Annotated in this window: 11 protein-coding genes; 3 read left to right on the top strand and 8 right to left on the bottom strand. The window is 73.2% G+C overall.

The annotated features are described in order from the left end of the window. Positions 1 to 104 precede the first annotated feature (104 nt). Complete coding sequence (locus ACIA8N_RS22395; RefSeq protein ID WP_365778885.1) at positions 105 to 3,020, bottom strand: CHAT domain-containing protein; 2,916 nt, start codon at positions 3,018 to 3,020, stop codon at positions 105 to 107. Between the two features lie 50 nt (positions 3,021 to 3,070). Here ACIA8N_RS22395 and ACIA8N_RS22390 point away from each other — a divergent pair, with 50 nt between their 5' ends. Together ACIA8N_RS22390 and ACIA8N_RS22385 are read left to right on the top strand one after the other, a co-directional pair. Continuing rightward, the gene (locus ACIA8N_RS22390; RefSeq protein ID WP_365778883.1) at positions 3,071 to 3,424 is read left to right on the top strand and encodes a hypothetical protein; all 354 of its coding nucleotides are present in this window, start codon (positions 3,071 to 3,073) and stop codon (positions 3,422 to 3,424) included. Position 3,425: 1 nt separating this feature from the next. Next, on the top strand, positions 3,426 to 4,367 hold the full coding sequence (locus ACIA8N_RS22385; RefSeq protein WP_365778881.1) for a hypothetical protein: 942 nt from the start codon (positions 3,426 to 3,428) through the stop codon (positions 4,365 to 4,367). Positions 4,368 to 4,516: 149 nt separating this feature from the next. On the opposite strand, the gene ACIA8N_RS22380 is transcribed toward ACIA8N_RS22385, so the two are convergent. Beyond that, a complete protein-coding gene (locus ACIA8N_RS22380) occupies positions 4,517 to 5,431 on the bottom strand; it encodes a potassium channel family protein (RefSeq protein ID WP_365778879.1) in 915 nt (304 codons plus the stop codon). 238 nt (positions 5,432 to 5,669) lie between these two features. Here ACIA8N_RS22380 and ACIA8N_RS22375 point away from each other — a divergent pair, with 238 nt between their 5' ends. After that, a complete protein-coding gene (locus tag ACIA8N_RS22375) occupies positions 5,670 to 7,115 on the top strand; it encodes a hypothetical protein (RefSeq protein ID WP_365778877.1) in 1,446 nt (481 codons plus the stop codon). Between the two features lie 575 nt (positions 7,116 to 7,690). Here ACIA8N_RS22375 and ACIA8N_RS22370 read toward each other — a convergent pair. The 6 genes from ACIA8N_RS22370 to rhaI form a co-directional block, all read right to left on the bottom strand. Next, the gene (locus tag ACIA8N_RS22370) at positions 7,691 to 8,440 is read right to left on the bottom strand and encodes a lactate utilization protein C (protein WP_365778875.1); all 750 of its coding nucleotides are present in this window, start codon (positions 8,438 to 8,440) and stop codon (positions 7,691 to 7,693) included. Further along, a complete protein-coding gene (locus tag ACIA8N_RS22365) occupies positions 8,437 to 9,876 on the bottom strand; it encodes a LutB/LldF family L-lactate oxidation iron-sulfur protein (protein ID WP_365778873.1) in 1,440 nt (479 codons plus the stop codon). Before ACIA8N_RS22365 ends, ACIA8N_RS22370 begins: the two co-directional genes overlap by 4 nt. Next, entirely contained in the window at positions 9,873 to 10,628 is a 756-nt protein-coding gene (locus ACIA8N_RS22360) for a (Fe-S)-binding protein (RefSeq protein ID WP_365778871.1), read from the bottom strand. The genes ACIA8N_RS22365 and ACIA8N_RS22360 overlap by 4 nt, the downstream gene beginning before the upstream one ends. Continuing rightward, on the bottom strand, positions 10,628 to 12,157 hold the full coding sequence (locus ACIA8N_RS22355; protein WP_399416758.1) for a rhamnulokinase family protein: 1,530 nt from the start codon (positions 12,155 to 12,157) through the stop codon (positions 10,628 to 10,630). Before ACIA8N_RS22355 ends, ACIA8N_RS22360 begins: the two co-directional genes overlap by 1 nt. A 177-nt stretch (positions 12,158 to 12,334) precedes the next feature. Further along, positions 12,335 to 14,380: a bifunctional aldolase/short-chain dehydrogenase gene (locus ACIA8N_RS22350; RefSeq protein ID WP_365778867.1), complete on the bottom strand. Its 2,046-nt coding sequence runs from the start codon at positions 14,378 to 14,380 to the stop codon at positions 12,335 to 12,337. A gap of 75 nt (positions 14,381 to 14,455) precedes the next feature. After that, entirely contained in the window at positions 14,456 to 15,631 is a 1,176-nt protein-coding gene (rhaI, locus tag ACIA8N_RS22345; protein WP_365778865.1) for an L-rhamnose isomerase, read from the bottom strand. Positions 15,632 to 15,973 lie beyond the last annotated feature (342 nt).

Genomic DNA, 15,973 nt, shown 5'->3' with positions numbered 1-15,973 from the left:
CGCCACCAACCGCTCATGGGACCTCCCCCGCCCGAAGCCGTGCTGTCATTGTGGCTTCCGTGCCGCCCGGCGCCAGGCCTCCACCGCGTTTGGCCCGAACATGCTCACGGCCCGGCGTGCAGGTGCGCCGCCCACAGGGAAGGCGTCGCCGGATACCGGTCGCGCATCTCCCGTACGGCCCCCCGCACGGCGTGCGAGGCACGGTCGGCCACAGGACGGGGCGCGCCCAGGCCCTCGTACACCCGCTCGGCGATCCGCAGGGCCACCGTGTCGTCGATGGCCCACAGCGTGCCCACGACATGACGGAACCCCGCGAGTTGCAGGGCGCCGACGAGGTGGAGCGCCTCGTCCGCGAGGCCGAGACCGGTCCGGGCCGTGGTGCACGCGGACAGATAGGCCAACTCGGCCCCGGGCAGGTCGAGTCGGGAGATCCCGGCGACGGTGAGCGGATGGTCGAGGTGGTCGTGGACGAGCAGCCGGCTGCCCGAGGGCGTGACCGGCTCCGCGGTGCCGTGGCCGCAGAAGTGCAGCCAGGTGTGGTCGACGAGCCCGGCGACGACCGCGTCCCGGGTGGCCGCCTCGCCCGTGAGCTGGAGCGCCCCGGGCAGCATCCGGGCGAGGACGGCGGCCTCCTCGGCGGCTCCGGGCAACGGCCGGGCTCCGGGGGCCTCCGGCACGGCCGCTACCAGGAAGGAGGGCGCAGGACCGGCCGCCCGGCGGCGGGCCCGCGCGAGAGCGCGCACGGTGGGGGCGTAGGACGACACCGTCCGGTCGAGCACCGTGCGCCCGGCTCCCTCCCTGTGATGTCCCGCGGCGTGCAGCGGAAGGACCGCCAGCGGTCCGGTGGGGATCCACCACACGCGGGGAGGCGCCTTGCCGGGCGCGCCGGTGATACCCAGGGCGTCGAGGACCGGACCGGTGACCGTGTCCCACAGCCACCGCAGATGCCCGTCGATCGCGTTCTCGTCGGAGATCCGGGCCATGAGGCCGGAGCCGCCGTCCGTGTCCTGGAGCCGGTCGAGAGCGCCGAGGAACGCCGTCGTACGGGCGACCGCCTCGGCCAGTGTCAGTTGGGGCAGCGGTACGACGCGGGGCCCCGCGGTGTCGAGCACCAGCGCGTCGCAGCGGTAGCGGCTGACGTTGACGAGGACGACGGGCCCGTGCGCGCCGTGCGGCAGCAGCTCGGCGGGGCGCGGCGGCAGCAGGAAGTCCTCGAAACCCTCCATGGCCCGAACGTCGGCGAGCAGCCGGTCCCACTCGGCCGCCACCGCATACCGTTCGTCCGACGTCCCCGCCCCGTCCTCGGCATCGAGGCGGGCCCGCAGCCGTACGAGCCGGTCGGCCTTCTCCGGTGCGTGGGCCCGCAGCCGGGCCGGCTCGTCGTGGTTCTTCATGCCCTGGCCGAGCAGCACGCCGCGGCCCAGTTCCAGGAGACCGAGCGCCCCCACGGCATCCCCGGCGGCGAGCGCGCAGGCCGCCGCGTCACCGGCGAGACCCGGGGTCTCCGAGAGCGCCCGCTCGGCGTCGGCGGCGGCCAGATGGCGGGGGACGAGGGCGGGCAGTCGGCCGATCGCCTGGGTGTACGCGGTGACCGCCTCCTGAGGACGGCCCGCCTCCATCGCCCCGCGACCCCAGGCGTAGGCCGCCCGCAGCCGCAGCCGGGGCGCGGCGGCGGGATGGAACGCCGCGTCCCGCAGGCGGGCCCCCGCCTCGTCCCGGCCGAGGGCGCCCAGCACCCGGCCGAGCTGGTACTGGATCGCGGCATGGAGCGGATGCCGGTCCGGCACCGCGCCCTCCGCGGCGCGCAGCAGCCGCTCGGCGCGGACCAGGTCGCCGTCCCGGCCGGTCGTCTCGTACCGCTCGGTCAGCGCGGCGGCCAGGTTGAGCACGGCGCCGAACCGCGGCACCACGGTGTCGGCGCCCGTCCCGCCGGAGCCCCGCGCCGCGTCCACCGCCCCGCCCACCGCCGCTTCCACCGCCGCTTCCACCGCCGCTTCCAGCGCGTCGACGCGTGCCTGTAAGTCCGCCCTGTCGCCGCCGAGTTCGTAGCGTGCCCGCAGAGCGTTGGCGAGGCCCTGCTGGAGGAGGGCGTGGTCCCGGTGCCCCGGCGGGGTGAGCCGCACGGCCTCCCGGTGCACGTCGACGGCCTCCGTGAGGTCCGACCGGTCTCCGGTGCGCTCGTGGCGCTGCCGCAGCGCCAGCCCGAGATTGTGGAGCCGGCCGCCACGATCGGTCCCGCCACCCGCCGCCACGGCCGCGCGGGCCACCCGTACCGCCCCGAGGAGGTCGTCCAGCGCGCCCGTCCGCTCGTACCGTTCCCGCAGCGCGCCGCACAGACCCGAGAGGATGGCCGGCAGGTCCGGGTGACCGCTGCCCGCCCCGGCCTCGGCCCCGCGCAGGGCGGTGACGGCCTCAGTCAGGTCCCCGGGGTCGCCCTCCCGCTCGTACCGTGTCCGCAGGGCCGACCCCCACAGGAACAGGGCGGACGCCCTGAGCGGAGACGCGTGCACGGGGGTCGCGTCGACCGCGGCCCGTGCCGCGCTCAGGGCCTGCTCCAACAGGACGGGGTCCCGGACGCGTTGCGCCGCGGCGACCCGGTCCGCGGCCTCGGCGAGCAGCGAGCGCGGGCGCCGGGCGGTGACCGCCGTCCCCGGCGTCTCCTTCCCGGCCTCCGACGCCTCCTCCACGACCTCCGACGCCTCCTCCACGACCTCCGACACCTCCACCGCGACCTCCGACGTCTCCTCCCCGGGTCCGGCGTACCGCGCGAGGGCGGCGGCGACGGCGGCGTCACGGCGGCCGTGCTCCTCCCCGAGCAGCACGCTCCGGCACAGGTGCAGGTCGGCGATGACCCGTACCGCCTCCGGGTCGGCGGCGGGGTCGGTCACGAGCCGCATCAACTCCGCCACCTGCCCCAGGGCCTGGGGTGCCAGCACGGCGTCGCGGTCCATCGACAACCGGAACAGCTGGACGCGGGCGGCGAGCGCCCGAACCAATTCGTCACGCGCCCCAACGGCCATAAGAGTTACGGTACTTGGCAGGGGATGGCATCCAGGGAGGGAGCAGGGGATTGACCGGACACAGAAGTCGGCTCGCGCGACTGTGCGATCAGCTGGCGGACATCCGGATCGTGGCGGAGAGCGCCGGGCGCGGGGATGATCTCGAAGGCATCCTGGACAGGCTCCGCACGGGCGGCGACGACGCGGAACTCGCCTCGGACGCAGACGAGTTGCTCCGCCAGTGCGGAATCGCCGGCGGGCTCGGCGTGCTGCGTTCCCCGGACAACCGTATGCCCTACCTGGGCGGCGGTCACCCCGTGGAGGAAGCCGAGGTGTGCCCGCGCGGCCGGTGCGACCGGGTGGAACCCGGCGGCGGCGCCATGTGCCGGCTGTTCGGCGAGCCGCTGCGGCCGGTGAGGCTGTGACGTGACCGCGTTCCTCGCCACACTCGGCGGCAAACTCGCCGACACCTGGCTGTCGTTGCTCGTCCTGCCCGGTCTCCTCTACCTCGCCGTGCTGTCGGCGGCCCGGGTCCTCGGCCACGGGCACCCCTTCGACCACGGCCGGCTGACCGCACGGATCGACGCCCTGGCGGACGGCCCCGCCGCCCAGTCGCCCGGCACCGTCGTACTGGTCGCGGCGTTCGTCCTCGCGGCCTCCGCCGGCGCAGGGCGTCTCACCGCCGTGCTCGGGGCCGGCGTCGAGCGGCTGTGGCTCGGTGACTGGCCGTGGCCGCTGCGGCCGGCGGCACGCGCCCTGACCCGGCGGCGCGCACAGCGGTGGAGCACCGCCGACGCCCGCTACCGCCAGGCGCTGACCGTCAGGGCCCTGCGGGTGGCCGCCGACCCGCTCGGCGGCCCGGCCCCCCGCGCGCCCGAGGACGCGGGGCCCGAACCCGACACGGTCGGTCTCAACGAGGCCCGCAACCTCATCGCGCTCACCCGCCCGGCCCGCCCCACCTGGATGGGAGACCGGCTGATCGCTGCGGACGCCCGCGTCCACGCCACGTACCGGATCGACCTCACCTCGGCCTGGCCCAGGCTCTGGCTGCTGATGCCCGACACGGCGCACCTGGAGACACAGACCGCCAGGGGCGCACTGACGGCGGCGGCCCGCCGCGCGGCCTGGGGCCTCCTCTACCTCCTGCCCGCCCTGTGGTGGTGGCCGGCCCTGCTGATCGTCGCCGTCACCTGGGCCAGTGCGTGGCGGCAGGGCCGCCTGGCCGTAGACGAGTTCGCCGAACTCGTCGAAGCGGCGGTCGACCTGCACGGCCGGGATCTGGCGAACGCCCTGGGCGTCCCCTGTGAGGGACGGCTCACGACCGCCGAAGGCCTGGAGATCACCCGCATCCTCCGCAAGGGAACCTGACGGCCCGACGCGGACCCCGGCTCCGGCCCGTAACCCTCGCTCGGGCCCGGCACCGCCCCCTCCTCCGACTTGAAACCACCCGCTCGCGCCCGGGGCTGCCTCCTCGCGCCCGGGGCCGCCTTCTCGCGCCCCGGACAGTCCGCTCCCGCTCAGGACTCCCGGTCTCCGTCGTCGGCAGGGGGAGGGCCGTCCGGCCCCCTGGGGTGGCCGTGGTCCTCGGCGTAGGCGGCGAAGACCCCTTCCGGGCCCCCTCCCGCACGCAGGAAGCGTGCGTCGAGCACGGTCGCGAGGTCTTCGAGCGCCCGGCGCAGGACCGACGCGGAGAGCCTGACGTCGGGGTGGTGGGCTTCCTCGGCCTGATCCGCGAGGTGGAGGGCGTGGCCGAGCTGCCGGGGGAGCGCCGTGTCCTCGTCCGCGTCGTGGAAGTAGTACGACTCGGCGTACTGCAGGAAGTCGACGGTGGCGGTGGCCAGGGCGGAGCCGAGTCCGTCGAGGATCGCCGCGCCGCCGTCGGAGTCGAGCGCCCGAGCGTCGGCCCGGCTGCGGCGTACGTGGGACAGCCGCAGCGCCAGCGCCCTGCGACGGGCGAGGGCGGGGTAGATCCCGAGGTTCCAGGCCACGGTCGCCGACAGGAGCGCGAAGCCCACGAGGGCCTCCAGAGGTGCGAGGACACGCAGCCAGCCCGTGGCCGGCGCGATGTCGCCGAGGCCGAGTGTGGCGAGGGTGACCAGGGAGACGTACAGGGCGTCCACCGGACTCGAGTGCTCGGTCGGGTCGAGCCCGGCCGCGTACGAGAAGTCCTCCGGCATGTGGGGCCAGTAGACGAGCCCCCACCCCACGGCCACCGTCAGTGCCCAGACGGCGACCACCATGACCATGCCGAGCGGGCCCGCGAGCCCGGCCGGCCGCCGGCGGGCGCCGCGGTGGGCGGAGAGACGCCACACGCCCCGCATCACAAGGCGGCTCAGACCGCCGTGACGGGTGGGGTGCCAGAGCGTGTGGAACACGTCCCGGAGGATGAGCAGCACCATGAGGGCGCCCAGCGGCGTCGCGATCCAGGCCATTGGGTCACGTTTCCCACCCGGTCCGTGAAGCCCCCTCCCATCCGGTGATTTCATCCCGGTGGCGCAGCCCGCCCGCTCGGATGGGCGCCGTGCACGCGCACGCATCCGGTTGCACTCTGCAGCACAGCAAAAGGTGAGGTCAGAGGCACGGATCACTGGTTGACCAGGATTCCGGTACGGGTGATAGTGACGGTCGCGGCCGCGTCAGTCCGGCCGGCAGCACCAGGGGTGGGGACTCTTGAACGACACCAGTGACGATGCACGCGGGCGGGTCGACGCGCTCGTCGCGGCCGGCCGGGCGGCCGAGGCGCGGACCGTCGCGCGGAACGCGCTCGACACGGACGGGCCCGACGCCGGGCTCCTCCTCGCGCTCGCCCGCGCCCACATGGCCGAGGACGACGACGACCACGACGACGCCGCCGAGCGGGTCTTCCGCGAGGGCCTCGACGCCTTCCCCGACGACATAGGTCTGCTGGCCGGGTACGCGGAGCTCTGCGCCGGAACCGACGCGGTGGACCGGCCGGCACGGAACGCCCGGAGCGTGGCGCTCCTCGCCCGCCTGCGCGAGATCGCGCCGTACTCCGTGGAGTTGTCGCGCGCAGAGGCCGCGGGAAGCTCCGTCTCCGCCGACGCCAAGAACACCGCTTCGGTGCGCCGGATGCAGTCGTTCGACGCGGGCAGGGTCTTCGCCGACGCGCCCACGCCCGGGGCCGCCGCCGCCCAGGCCGCCCACTGGGCCGCCGCTGCCCCGCGCAACCTGCGTCTCGCCGTGCTCGCCGAGACCACGGCAGCCCTGGCCGCGCCCGGCCGGACGTGGTTGCGCCTGCTGCTGCGCCGCGGCCCCGAATACCGCTGCGCGGCCGGTGCGGTCGTCGCCCTGCTCGCGGTCCTGCGTCTCACCGTCCCGCAGGCGGTGCCGTACGGCGTGGTGGCGGGCGTCGGGCTGCTGACGGAGCTGCCTTTCCTCGTCCTCCGCAAGCAGCTCCTTGCCGCCCGCGAGCGGGCTGCCGAGCGGATGGCCGCGGCGGTGAACGAACCCGCACGGGACGGCGAAGCGGATGCCGGGGGCGACGGGTTCGGGCCGCCCGAGCTGCCGCCCGTGCCGCGTGTGACCCTGCGCGAGTACGTCTTCGCCGGGGTCGGAGTCGCCCTCCTGCTGGGCCTCGGCACCGCGGCGTACGCCTCTTCCCTCGCGTACCCCCGCTACGACATCGTCGCGCACGACACCTACAGGGGCCTGGAGGGGTTCGAACTCCGTGCGCAGTACGACCCGTTCGCCGCCCTGCCCGACCGCAGGTCGGCGGAGACGACGGCCCGGGTGTACGTCGCCGAGGACGCCGCACCGGACGCCGCCGCCGAGTACTTGGTCGGTGTGGCGACCGGAGACTTCCACGACCTGCGGGAGTCGTACCTGTTCGAGGACGGTGGGCTCATCCCCTCGATCACGGCAGGGGTCGGAGTCGTCCACGACACCTGGCGGGCCGGGGCGGGCCCGTACGGAAGCTGGATGCGGTGTCTCCGGTACACCGAGGCGAGGACCGGAACGCCTCGGGCGATGTGCATCTGGGGAGACAAGGGCAGCATGGGCTTGGTCCTGTTCACGGCGGAGGACGAGAACCAGGACGAGATCGAGGAGACGGCCCGCTCCATCGGCGCCGACTTCCTCCGCCCGGCCGCCGGCTGACGGGTAGCGTGTCCGTACTCGAGAAGTGAGCCGCTGGGGGGCGTAGATGGGCGACTTTCGTGTGCGTCGGGAAATGCCGTTCGTAGAGTGGAGGACCCCGGCGATCGCCGCCGAGGTCTATGCGAGGTGTACTACTCCTCGCGGTGAGGTGACCCTGAAGGGGTTCGAGGGAGAGGTGGACGGGAAACCGTTCCGTTTCACCGGCACGTCCGCGCTACGGCGCTCTCGCCGATCGGTCACGTACGAAGGTCCCACGATCGATGTCCGGATCGTGCCACGCGCGCTGAGCCTCCGTCTCGTCGAGCAGGGGGAGGAAGCCGGATCCCGCTCCTTCAACAATCACTGGAGGCTCCCGGCCCCCACGGACCACGCCGTGCTGGCCGGACGGGACCGGACCGCACCGGCGGGGCCCGGGCTTCCGCCCGCAAGGAACAGCCAAGCAGCGGGCCGTTCACGTCTCCAGGCAGAAGTGCAGGCAGAAATCGCGAGCAGAGGCGGAAACAGCGAACAGAGGCAGGAACAGCGAGCGGAGGCAGGAACCGCGTCCGGAGGCAGGAACCGCGAAGACGCGAGCGTCACGCCCCGACGGTGGTGCCCCCGCCCGTCCCAGGGGTCGACGCCTCGGTGACCAGCACCACGTGCAGGGTGCGGGGGCCGTGCACCCCCTCGACGCGGTCGAGTTCGATGTCGCTGGTGGCGGACGGGCCCGAGATCCACGTCAGCGGGCGGGCCGGGTCGAGGCGGGGCATCGCCTGGGGAACCGAGGCGACGACCTGGTCGGCCGCTCGTACGACGCAGATGTGGACGTCGGGAACGAGGGTGAGCGCACGGCGGCCCTGGCCAGGGCCGCCGTCCAGGACGATCGTGCCCGTCTCGGCGACGGCCAGGGCGCAGCCTGTGACGACGGCGTCGGTGGCGTCGAGGTCGTACGGGGTGAGGGTCGCGCCCTCGTCGTGACGCTGCTCCACCGTGGTGCCGGACAGCCAGGAGGCGGGCAGCCCCGGCGGGACGGCGACCGAGACCGCCCCGTGCTTCGCCAGCAGGTCCGCGACCAGGGAAGGCAGTTCGCCTTCCGCGGCGCGGTGCACGAGCGCGCGGTAGTCCGCGAGGTTCTCGTGCAGGAGATCGAGGATCAGGGTGGGGTCGTCGGCGGTGTGGGAGGTGAGGTAGTCGCGCGCCGGGACGGGGGCGGTGGGCGCGTCGGCGAGGGCCGCGCGGACGCGGCCCAGGATCCGCTCGCGGGAGGAGAGCGAGGAGGGCGCCGAGGAGCGCGCCGAAGGGGAAGCCGAGGAGGACGTCGGGCGGGGCGTCGAGGGCGAGGTCATGTGCGGTTCTTCTTCCACCAGTCGCGGAACGGTTCGGCGGGCATCTCGGGCAGGTCCCTGCTGCCGGTCCACTGGCTCGCGCCGGGTCCCGGCAGCTTCTTCGGGTGCAGCCTGCGGGTCCTCGCCGCGACGCGCTCTCCCGCCGCGAGGACGCCGGGATGGTCGAGGACCCAACCCGCCGCCTTGATCGCGGCCTTCTCCAGCCGGTGCCCCGGGCCGCCCTGCTCCGCGACCTTCTCGCGGAGGTGGACCAGGACTTCGGGGATGTCGATGGCGACGGGACAGACGTCGAAGCAGGCGCCGCAGAGGGAGGACGCGTACGGCAAGGACGCGTCGATCTCGCTCGCCGTGCCCCTCAGCTGAGGCGTGAGGATCGCGCCGATCGGCCCGGGGTAGACCGAGCCGTACGCGTGCCCGCCGGCCCGCTCGTACACCGGGCAGACGTTGAGACAGGCCGAGCAGCGGATGCAGCGCAGCGCCTGTCGGCCGACCTCGTCGGCGAGGGTGTCGGTACGGCCGTTGTCGATCAGGACCAGATGGAAGGTCTGCGGGCCGTCGGCGTCCGTCGTGCCGGTCCACATGCTGGTGTACGGGTTCATCCGCTCGGCGGTCGAGGACCGCGGCAGGGTCTGGAGGAACACCTCCAGGTCGCGCCAGGTGGGGACGATCTTCTCGATGCCGACGACGGAGATCAGGGTCTCGGGCAGGGTGAGGCACATGCGGCCGTTGCCCTCGGACTCGACGACGACCATGGTGCCGGTCTCGGCGACCATGAAGTTCGCCCCCGAGATGCCGACCTTCGCCCGCAGGAACTTCTCCCGCAGATGCAGCCGTGCCGCTTCGGCCAGTTCCGCGGGGCTGTCGGTGAGGTTCTCGGGCGCCGCCCGGCCCCATTTCTCCATCTCGGAGCGGAAGATGTCGCGGATCTCGCCCCGGTTGCGGTGAATGGCGGGGACGAGGATGTGCGAGGGACGGTCCTCACCGAGCTGCACGATGAGTTCGGCGAGGTCGGTCTCGTACGCGGCGATGCCCTCGGCCTCCAGGGCCTCGTTGAGGCCGATCTCCTGGGTGGCCATCGACTTGACCTTGACGACCTCGCGCTTCCCGGTGTCGGAGCCGCCCGCCGCCTTCACCAGATCGGCGACGATCCGGTTCGCCTCCGCGGCGTCCGCCGCCCAGTGCACCGTCCCGCCCGCGGCCGTGACCGACTCCTCCAGCTGGACCAGGTAGTGGTCCAGCCGGCTGAGCGTGTGGTCCTTGATCTGCTTCCCGGCCTCGCGCAGCTCCGCCCAGTCGTCGAGCTCCGCCACGGCCACCGCCCGCTTGTCGCGGATGGTGTGGGTGGCGTGACGCAGGTTCGCGCGCAGCGTGTCGTTCCGTACGGCCTCGTGCGCGGCCTCGGGGAAGGCCGGCATGCCGAGATACGTACCGCTCATACCAGGGGCTCCTCTTCGGTGCTCGCGAGAATCTCGGCGATGTGCAGCGCGCGCTGCGGGGCGTCCTGGCGGCGCAGCATGCCATCGATGTGCATCAGGCAGGAGTTGTCGGCGCCGCACAGTACATCGGCGCCGGTGGACAGGGAGTTGCGGACCTTGTCGGCGCCCATCGCGGTCGACACGTCGGCGTTCTTCACCGCGAACGTACCGCCGAAACCACAGCACTCCTCCGCCCCCGGCAGTTCCACGAGGTCCAGACCCTTCACGGCCTCCAGCAGCCTGCGCGGCCGCTCGCCCAGGCCCAGCATCCGCAACCCGTGACAGGAGGGGTGGTAGGTCACCCGGTGCGGGAAGTAGGCGCCCACGTCCGTCACTCCCAGGACGTCGACCAGGAACTCCGTCAGCTCGTACGTCCTCGGGCCCAGGGAGTCGGCGACGTCCGTCAGCGCGCTGCCGCGTCCCTCGGCGTGCGCCTTCCGCCCGATGCGCGGGTAGTTGTCCCGCACCATGGCGACGCACGACCCGGACGGGGTGACCACGTGGTCGTAGCCTTCGAAGGCGCGGGCCATGCGGTGGACCAGGGGCTCGGTCTCCCGGCGGTAGCCGGTGTTGTACTGGGGCTGCCCGCAGCAGGTCTGGGCGGCGGGGAAGTCGACCCGCACGCCGAGGCGTTCGAGGACCTTGACCGTCGCGATGGCCGTGGAGGGGTAGACCGCGTCGTTGACGCAGGTGGCGAAGAGGGCGACGCGCATCAGGAGGTCCTCGGGGCGGGGGCGATTCGGGCGGCGGCCGCGTCCCAGACGGCGCTGCCGCCCCGGGGGGTGTAGTGCCGCAGGTGCTGGGTGCGGGCGATGAGTCGGCGCATGGCGGCGAGGTCGCCGACGAGGCCGGCGGCACGGGCCTGGACGAGGATGTTACCCAGGGCGGTGGCCTCGGTGGGGCCGGCGACGACAGGCAGTCCGGTGGCGTCGGCGGTGAGTTGGCAGAGCAGGTCGTTGCGTGAGCCGCCGCCGACCAGGTGGACGTGGGTGATGTCGCGCCCGGCGAGCTCGGCGGCCTGACGCAGGGTGCGGCGGTGCGCGAGCGCCAGGCTCTCCAGGATGCAGCGGACCACGGCGCCCTGGCTCTCGGGCACGCCCTGGCCGGTGCGGGCGCAGAAGTCCCTGATGCGGGCCGGCATGTCGCCGGGGGCGAGGAACTCCGGCGCGTCCGGGTCGACGACCGCGGCGAACGGCCGGGCCTGGGCGGCGTCGGCGAGGAGCGTGGGGATGCGGGTGGGCAGGCCGTCCCTGTCCCAGGTGCGCCGGCACTCCTCCAGGAGCCACATGCCCATGATGTTGCGCAGATAGCGGATGGTGCCGTCGACGCCGCGCTCGTTGGTGAAGTTCGCGGCCCGGGACTCCTCGCTCAGCACCGGCGCGTCGAGCTCCAGGCCGGCCAGCGACCAGGTGCCGCACGAGATGTACGCGAAGTCCGGCTTCGTGGCCGGTACGGCGACCACCGCGGACGCGGTGTCGTGCGAGGCGACCGTGGTCACCGGGGTCCGGGCGTCGAGCCCCGTGTACGCGGCGACATGGGGGAGCAGCGTGCCCGCCGGTTCGCCGGGGGCGCGCAGCGGCGGCAGGAGAGCGGGGTCCAGGGACAGCCGGCCCAGGATCTCCTGGGACCAGGTTCCGGTGCGGGCGTCGAACAGGCCGGTCGTGGAGGCGTTGGTCTCCTCGGCGCCGACGGATCCGGTCAGCCAGTGGATCAGCAGGTCGGGCATGAGGAGCAGGGTGTGGGCGACGTCCGTCTGGACGGTTCCCGCGGTGGAGGCCAGCTGGAAGACCGTGTTGAACGGCAGGTGCTGCAGGCCGGTGATCCCGTACAGCTCCGCGGGCCCGACCGCGGCCCACACGTGCTCGGCGGCGCCGTCGGTCCGGTCGTCGCGGTAGTGGAACGGCTGGCCGAGCAGGGCGCCGTCGGCGTCGAGGAGCCCGTAGTCCACGGCCCAGGTGTCCACGCCGACGGAGGTGACACCGCCGGAGCGGGCGGCCTCGCGCAGCCCGTCCAGGATGCCCTGGAAGAGGGACAGGACGTCCCAGCGCAGTCCGTCGGGCAGCCGCACGGGGGTGTTGGGGAAGCGGTGCGCCTCGGTGAGGTCGAGGTTGTCCGGGCCGACCCGGCCGAGGATCACGCGCCCGCTCGTGGCGCCGAGATCGACCGCGGCGAAGGCGGAGGCGAAGGCGGAGGACGGTGGAGTGGTGGTCACGGGGGTACCTCCGCGGTGCGGGCGGCTCATCGGGGAACAGGAGGAACAGGGGGAGCGGGAGAAACAGAGAGGAAGACGAGGCGGACCGGCGGCGCCGTGCGGGCACGGTGTCAGGGCCGGTTCCGTACGGCATCGCGCCGCCGGTCCGCGGACGCACCCGGGGCCGGTGCGTCAGTCACCGGCCCCGGGGCGATGAGGGGGCGGCGGTCAGCGCAGGAACGCGGCCGCGACGCCGGCGTCGACGGGGACGTGCAGGCCGGTCGTGTGGGTGAGGTCGCCGCCGGTGAGGGCGAAGACCGCGTTCGCGACGTGCTCCGGGAGGACCTCGCGCTTGAGCAGGGTCCGCTGGGCGTAGAACTCGCCGAGCTTGTTCTCCTCGATGCCGTACGTGGCCGCCCGCTGGGCGCCCCAGCCGGCGGCGAAGATGCCGGAGCCGCGTACCACCCCGTCCGGGTTCACGCCGTTGACGCGGATGCCGTGCTCACCCAGCTCCGCCGCCAGCAGGCGGACCTGGTGGGCCTGGTCGGCCTTGGTGGCCGAGTACGCGATGTTGTTCGGACCGGCGAAGACCGCGTTCTTGGAAGCGATGTAGACGATGTCGCCGCCCAGGCACTGCTCGATCATGATCCGGGCGGCCTCGCGGGAGACGAGGAACGAGCCGCGGGCCATGATGTCGTGCTGCAGGTCCCAGTCGCGGGCCGTGGTCTCCAGGAGCGGCTTGGAGATGGAGATGCCGGCGTTGTTGACCACCAGGTCGACACCGCCGAAGGCGAGGGCGGCGGCCTTGAACGCCTCGGCGATCTGTTCCTCGGAGGTGACGTCGACCGTGACCGCCACCGCCTTGTCCGGGCCGCCCAGCTCATCGGCCACGGCCGCCGCGTTCTCGGCGTTCAGGTCGGCGACCACGACACAGGCCCCCTCGGCGACCAGCCGGTGCGCGACGGCCTTGCCGATGCCGGAGCCGGCGCCCGTCACGAGTGCCACCCGGGTGGCCAGCGGCTTCGGCTTCGGCATGCGCCGCAGCTTGGCCTCCTCGAGGTCCCAGTACTCGATGCGGAACTTCTCCGACTCCTCGATGGGGGCGTAGGAGGAGACGGCCTCGGCGCCGCGCATCACGTTGATCGCGTTGACGTAGAACTCGCCCGCGACCCGGGCGGTCTGCTTGTCCTTGCCGAAGGAGAACATCCCGACGCCCGGGATCAGCACGATCGCCGGGTCGGCGCCGCGCATCGCGGGGGAGCCGGCGGTGGCGTGCCGCGCGTAGTAGGCCGCGTACTCCTCGCGGTACGCGGTGTGCAGCTCCTTCAGCCGGGCGACCGCCTCCTCCAGCGGCGCGGAGGCGGGCAGGTCCAGGACGAGCGGACGGACCTTGGTGCGCAGGAAGTGGTCCGGGCAGGAGGTGCCCAGGGCCGCGAGCCGCGGGTGCTCGTCGTGGGCCAGGAAGTCCAGGACGATGTCCGTGTCGGTGAAGTGGCCGACCTGCGGCCGGTCCTGGGAGGCCAGGGAACGGATCACGGGCGCGAGCGCCGCGGCGCGCTCCCGGCGCCGCTCCTCGTCGAGCGGCGCGTAGCCGTCCATCGGCGCGCCGAACGGCAGCTCCCTGCCACGGTCGGCGAGGAACGTCTCGGCCGTGCGGATCATCCACAGGGCGTGGGTCTCGCACTCCTCGGCGCTCGCTCCCCAGGCGGTGATGCCGTGGCCGCCGAGGACGACGCCGACGGCCCGCGGGTGAGCCTCCTTGATCGCCGCGATGTCCAGGCCCAGCTGGAAACCGGGGCGCCGCCACGGCACCCAGGCGACCTTCTCGCCGTAGCATTCCTTGGTCAGCGCCTCGCCGTCCGCCGCGCAGGCCAGTGCGATCCCGGAGTCCGGGTGCAGGTGGTCCACGTGCGCGGCGTCCACCAGACCGTGCATGGCCGTGTCGATCGACGGAGCCGCGCCGCCCTTGCCGTGCAGGCAGTAGTCGAACGCGGCGACCATCTCGTCCTCGCGCTCCACCCCCGGGTACACCTCGGTCAGCGCGCGCAGCCTGTCCAGGCGCAGGACCGCGAGGCCCTCCTCGGTCAGGGTGCCCAGATCGCCGCCCGAGCCCTTGACCCACATGAGCTCGATGTCGCCGCCGGTGACCGGGTCGGTGACGGAGCCCTTCGCGGAGGCGTTGCCGCCGGCGTAGTTGGTGTTGCGCGGGTCGGAGCCGAGGCGGTGCGCGCGCCCGAGGAGGGCGGCGACTTCGGGGTGGGTGGCGGAGGCCATGAGCTTCTTCCTTCGGGAACGGGGAGGGCAGGCGTGCGGGGATCGGGAGATACGGACGTGAGGGGGTCGGGGGGCCTACGCGCCCCAGCCGGCCTGCTCGCCCCCGACCCGCGCGGCGGCGATCCGCTCCTGCCGGCCGGAGTCCCGGTAGGCGGCGACCGGGTCGGGGGCCAGGCCCTGTTCCTGGCGGAGTTCACGCAGCAGGGGTCGGACGTCGGTGTTGTAGGCGTCCATCAGGACCGCGTTGGCGGCGAGCACGTCGCCGGACCGCTGGGCGTCGCGCAGCGCTTCGAGGTCCACGAGGAGGGCCTTGGCGGTGGCCTCCTGGACGTTCATCACCGAGCGGATCACGGCCGGGATCTTCGCCTCGACGTTGTGGCACTGGTCGAGCATGAATGCCACGTCCGTGGCCGCGTCCAGGCCGCCGTTCTTGGCGACCTCGTGCATGATCCGGAAGAGCTGGAAGGGGTCGGCCGAGCCGACCATCAGGTCGTCGTCGGCGTAGAAGCGCGAGTTGAAGTCGAAGCCGCCGAGCTTTCCCTCCCGCAGGAGGAACGCGACGATGAACTCGATGTTCGTGCCGGGAGCGTGGTGCCCGGTGTCCACGACCACCTGCGCCTTCGGGCCCAGCTTGAGGCAGTGCGCGTACGAGGTTCCCCAGTCCGGCACGTCGGTGGTGTAGAAGGCGGGCTCGAAGAACTTGTACTCGAGGAGCAGACGCTGCTCGTCGCCGAGCCGCGCGTACACCTCGGCCAGCGCCTCGGCCAGCCGGTCCTGACGCCCCACGGCGTCGTCCTGGCCGGGGTAGTTCGTACCGTCGGCGAACCACAGCTTCAGGTCGGTGGAGCCGGTGGCGTCCATGATGTCGACGCACTCCAGGAGGTGGTCGACGGCCTTGCGGCGGACCTTCGCGTCCGGGTGGCAGACGCTGCCCAGCTTGTAGTCGTCGTCCTGGAAGGTGTTGGAGTTGATCGCGCCCAGCTCCAGGCCGCGCTCCTTCGCGTACGCCGCCAGGTCCGCGTATCCGTCGGGGCCGTCGACCCGGTCCCACGGGATGTGCAGCGAGACCTTGGGGGCGACGCCGGTGAAGGCGTGGACCTGGGCGGCGTCGTCGAGCTTCTCGAACGGGGTGCGGGGCACTCCCGCCTGCGCGAACACCTTGAATCGGGTGCCGGAGTTCCCGTAGCCCCAGGAGGGTGTCTCGATCCGCTGGCCGGCGAGTGCGGCCTTCACGGCGGCGATGTCAGGCATGGTCACCTCGGGATGACTGGAAGAGGGCCCGGAAGAGGGGCCGAGGAGTGCGGAACCGACCATGTGAATCGATTCATTCCGTGGAGGAAGCTAGCTCGCGGCCGGGTGGCCGTCAAGGCGTTGGGTGATCAGCGGCTCGTGTTCCGGGCGTGTGACTGAGTCGTGCCATTCACGTGATGGGGCCTGATCGGCCCGATTTCCCCGCGAGAGGAAGGGGGGAGCCCGAGAGTTACCCACAAGGCCGGGGCGGTACCCGGCCTCAGCCGCCTCGAAGGCGTCGAAACGTTTCATCAGGCGCCGGATGCTCGCCGAGGCCGCTCTCGCCAGATCCGGAAGGCGCTC

The organism is Streptomyces sp. NPDC051822, from assembly GCF_044452745.1.
Taxonomy (GTDB): Bacteria; Actinomycetota; Actinomycetes; order Streptomycetales; family Streptomycetaceae; genus Streptomyces.
The sequence above is the reverse complement of the archived record's forward strand: the minus strand, read 5'-3'. Positions and strand labels throughout refer to the sequence as shown.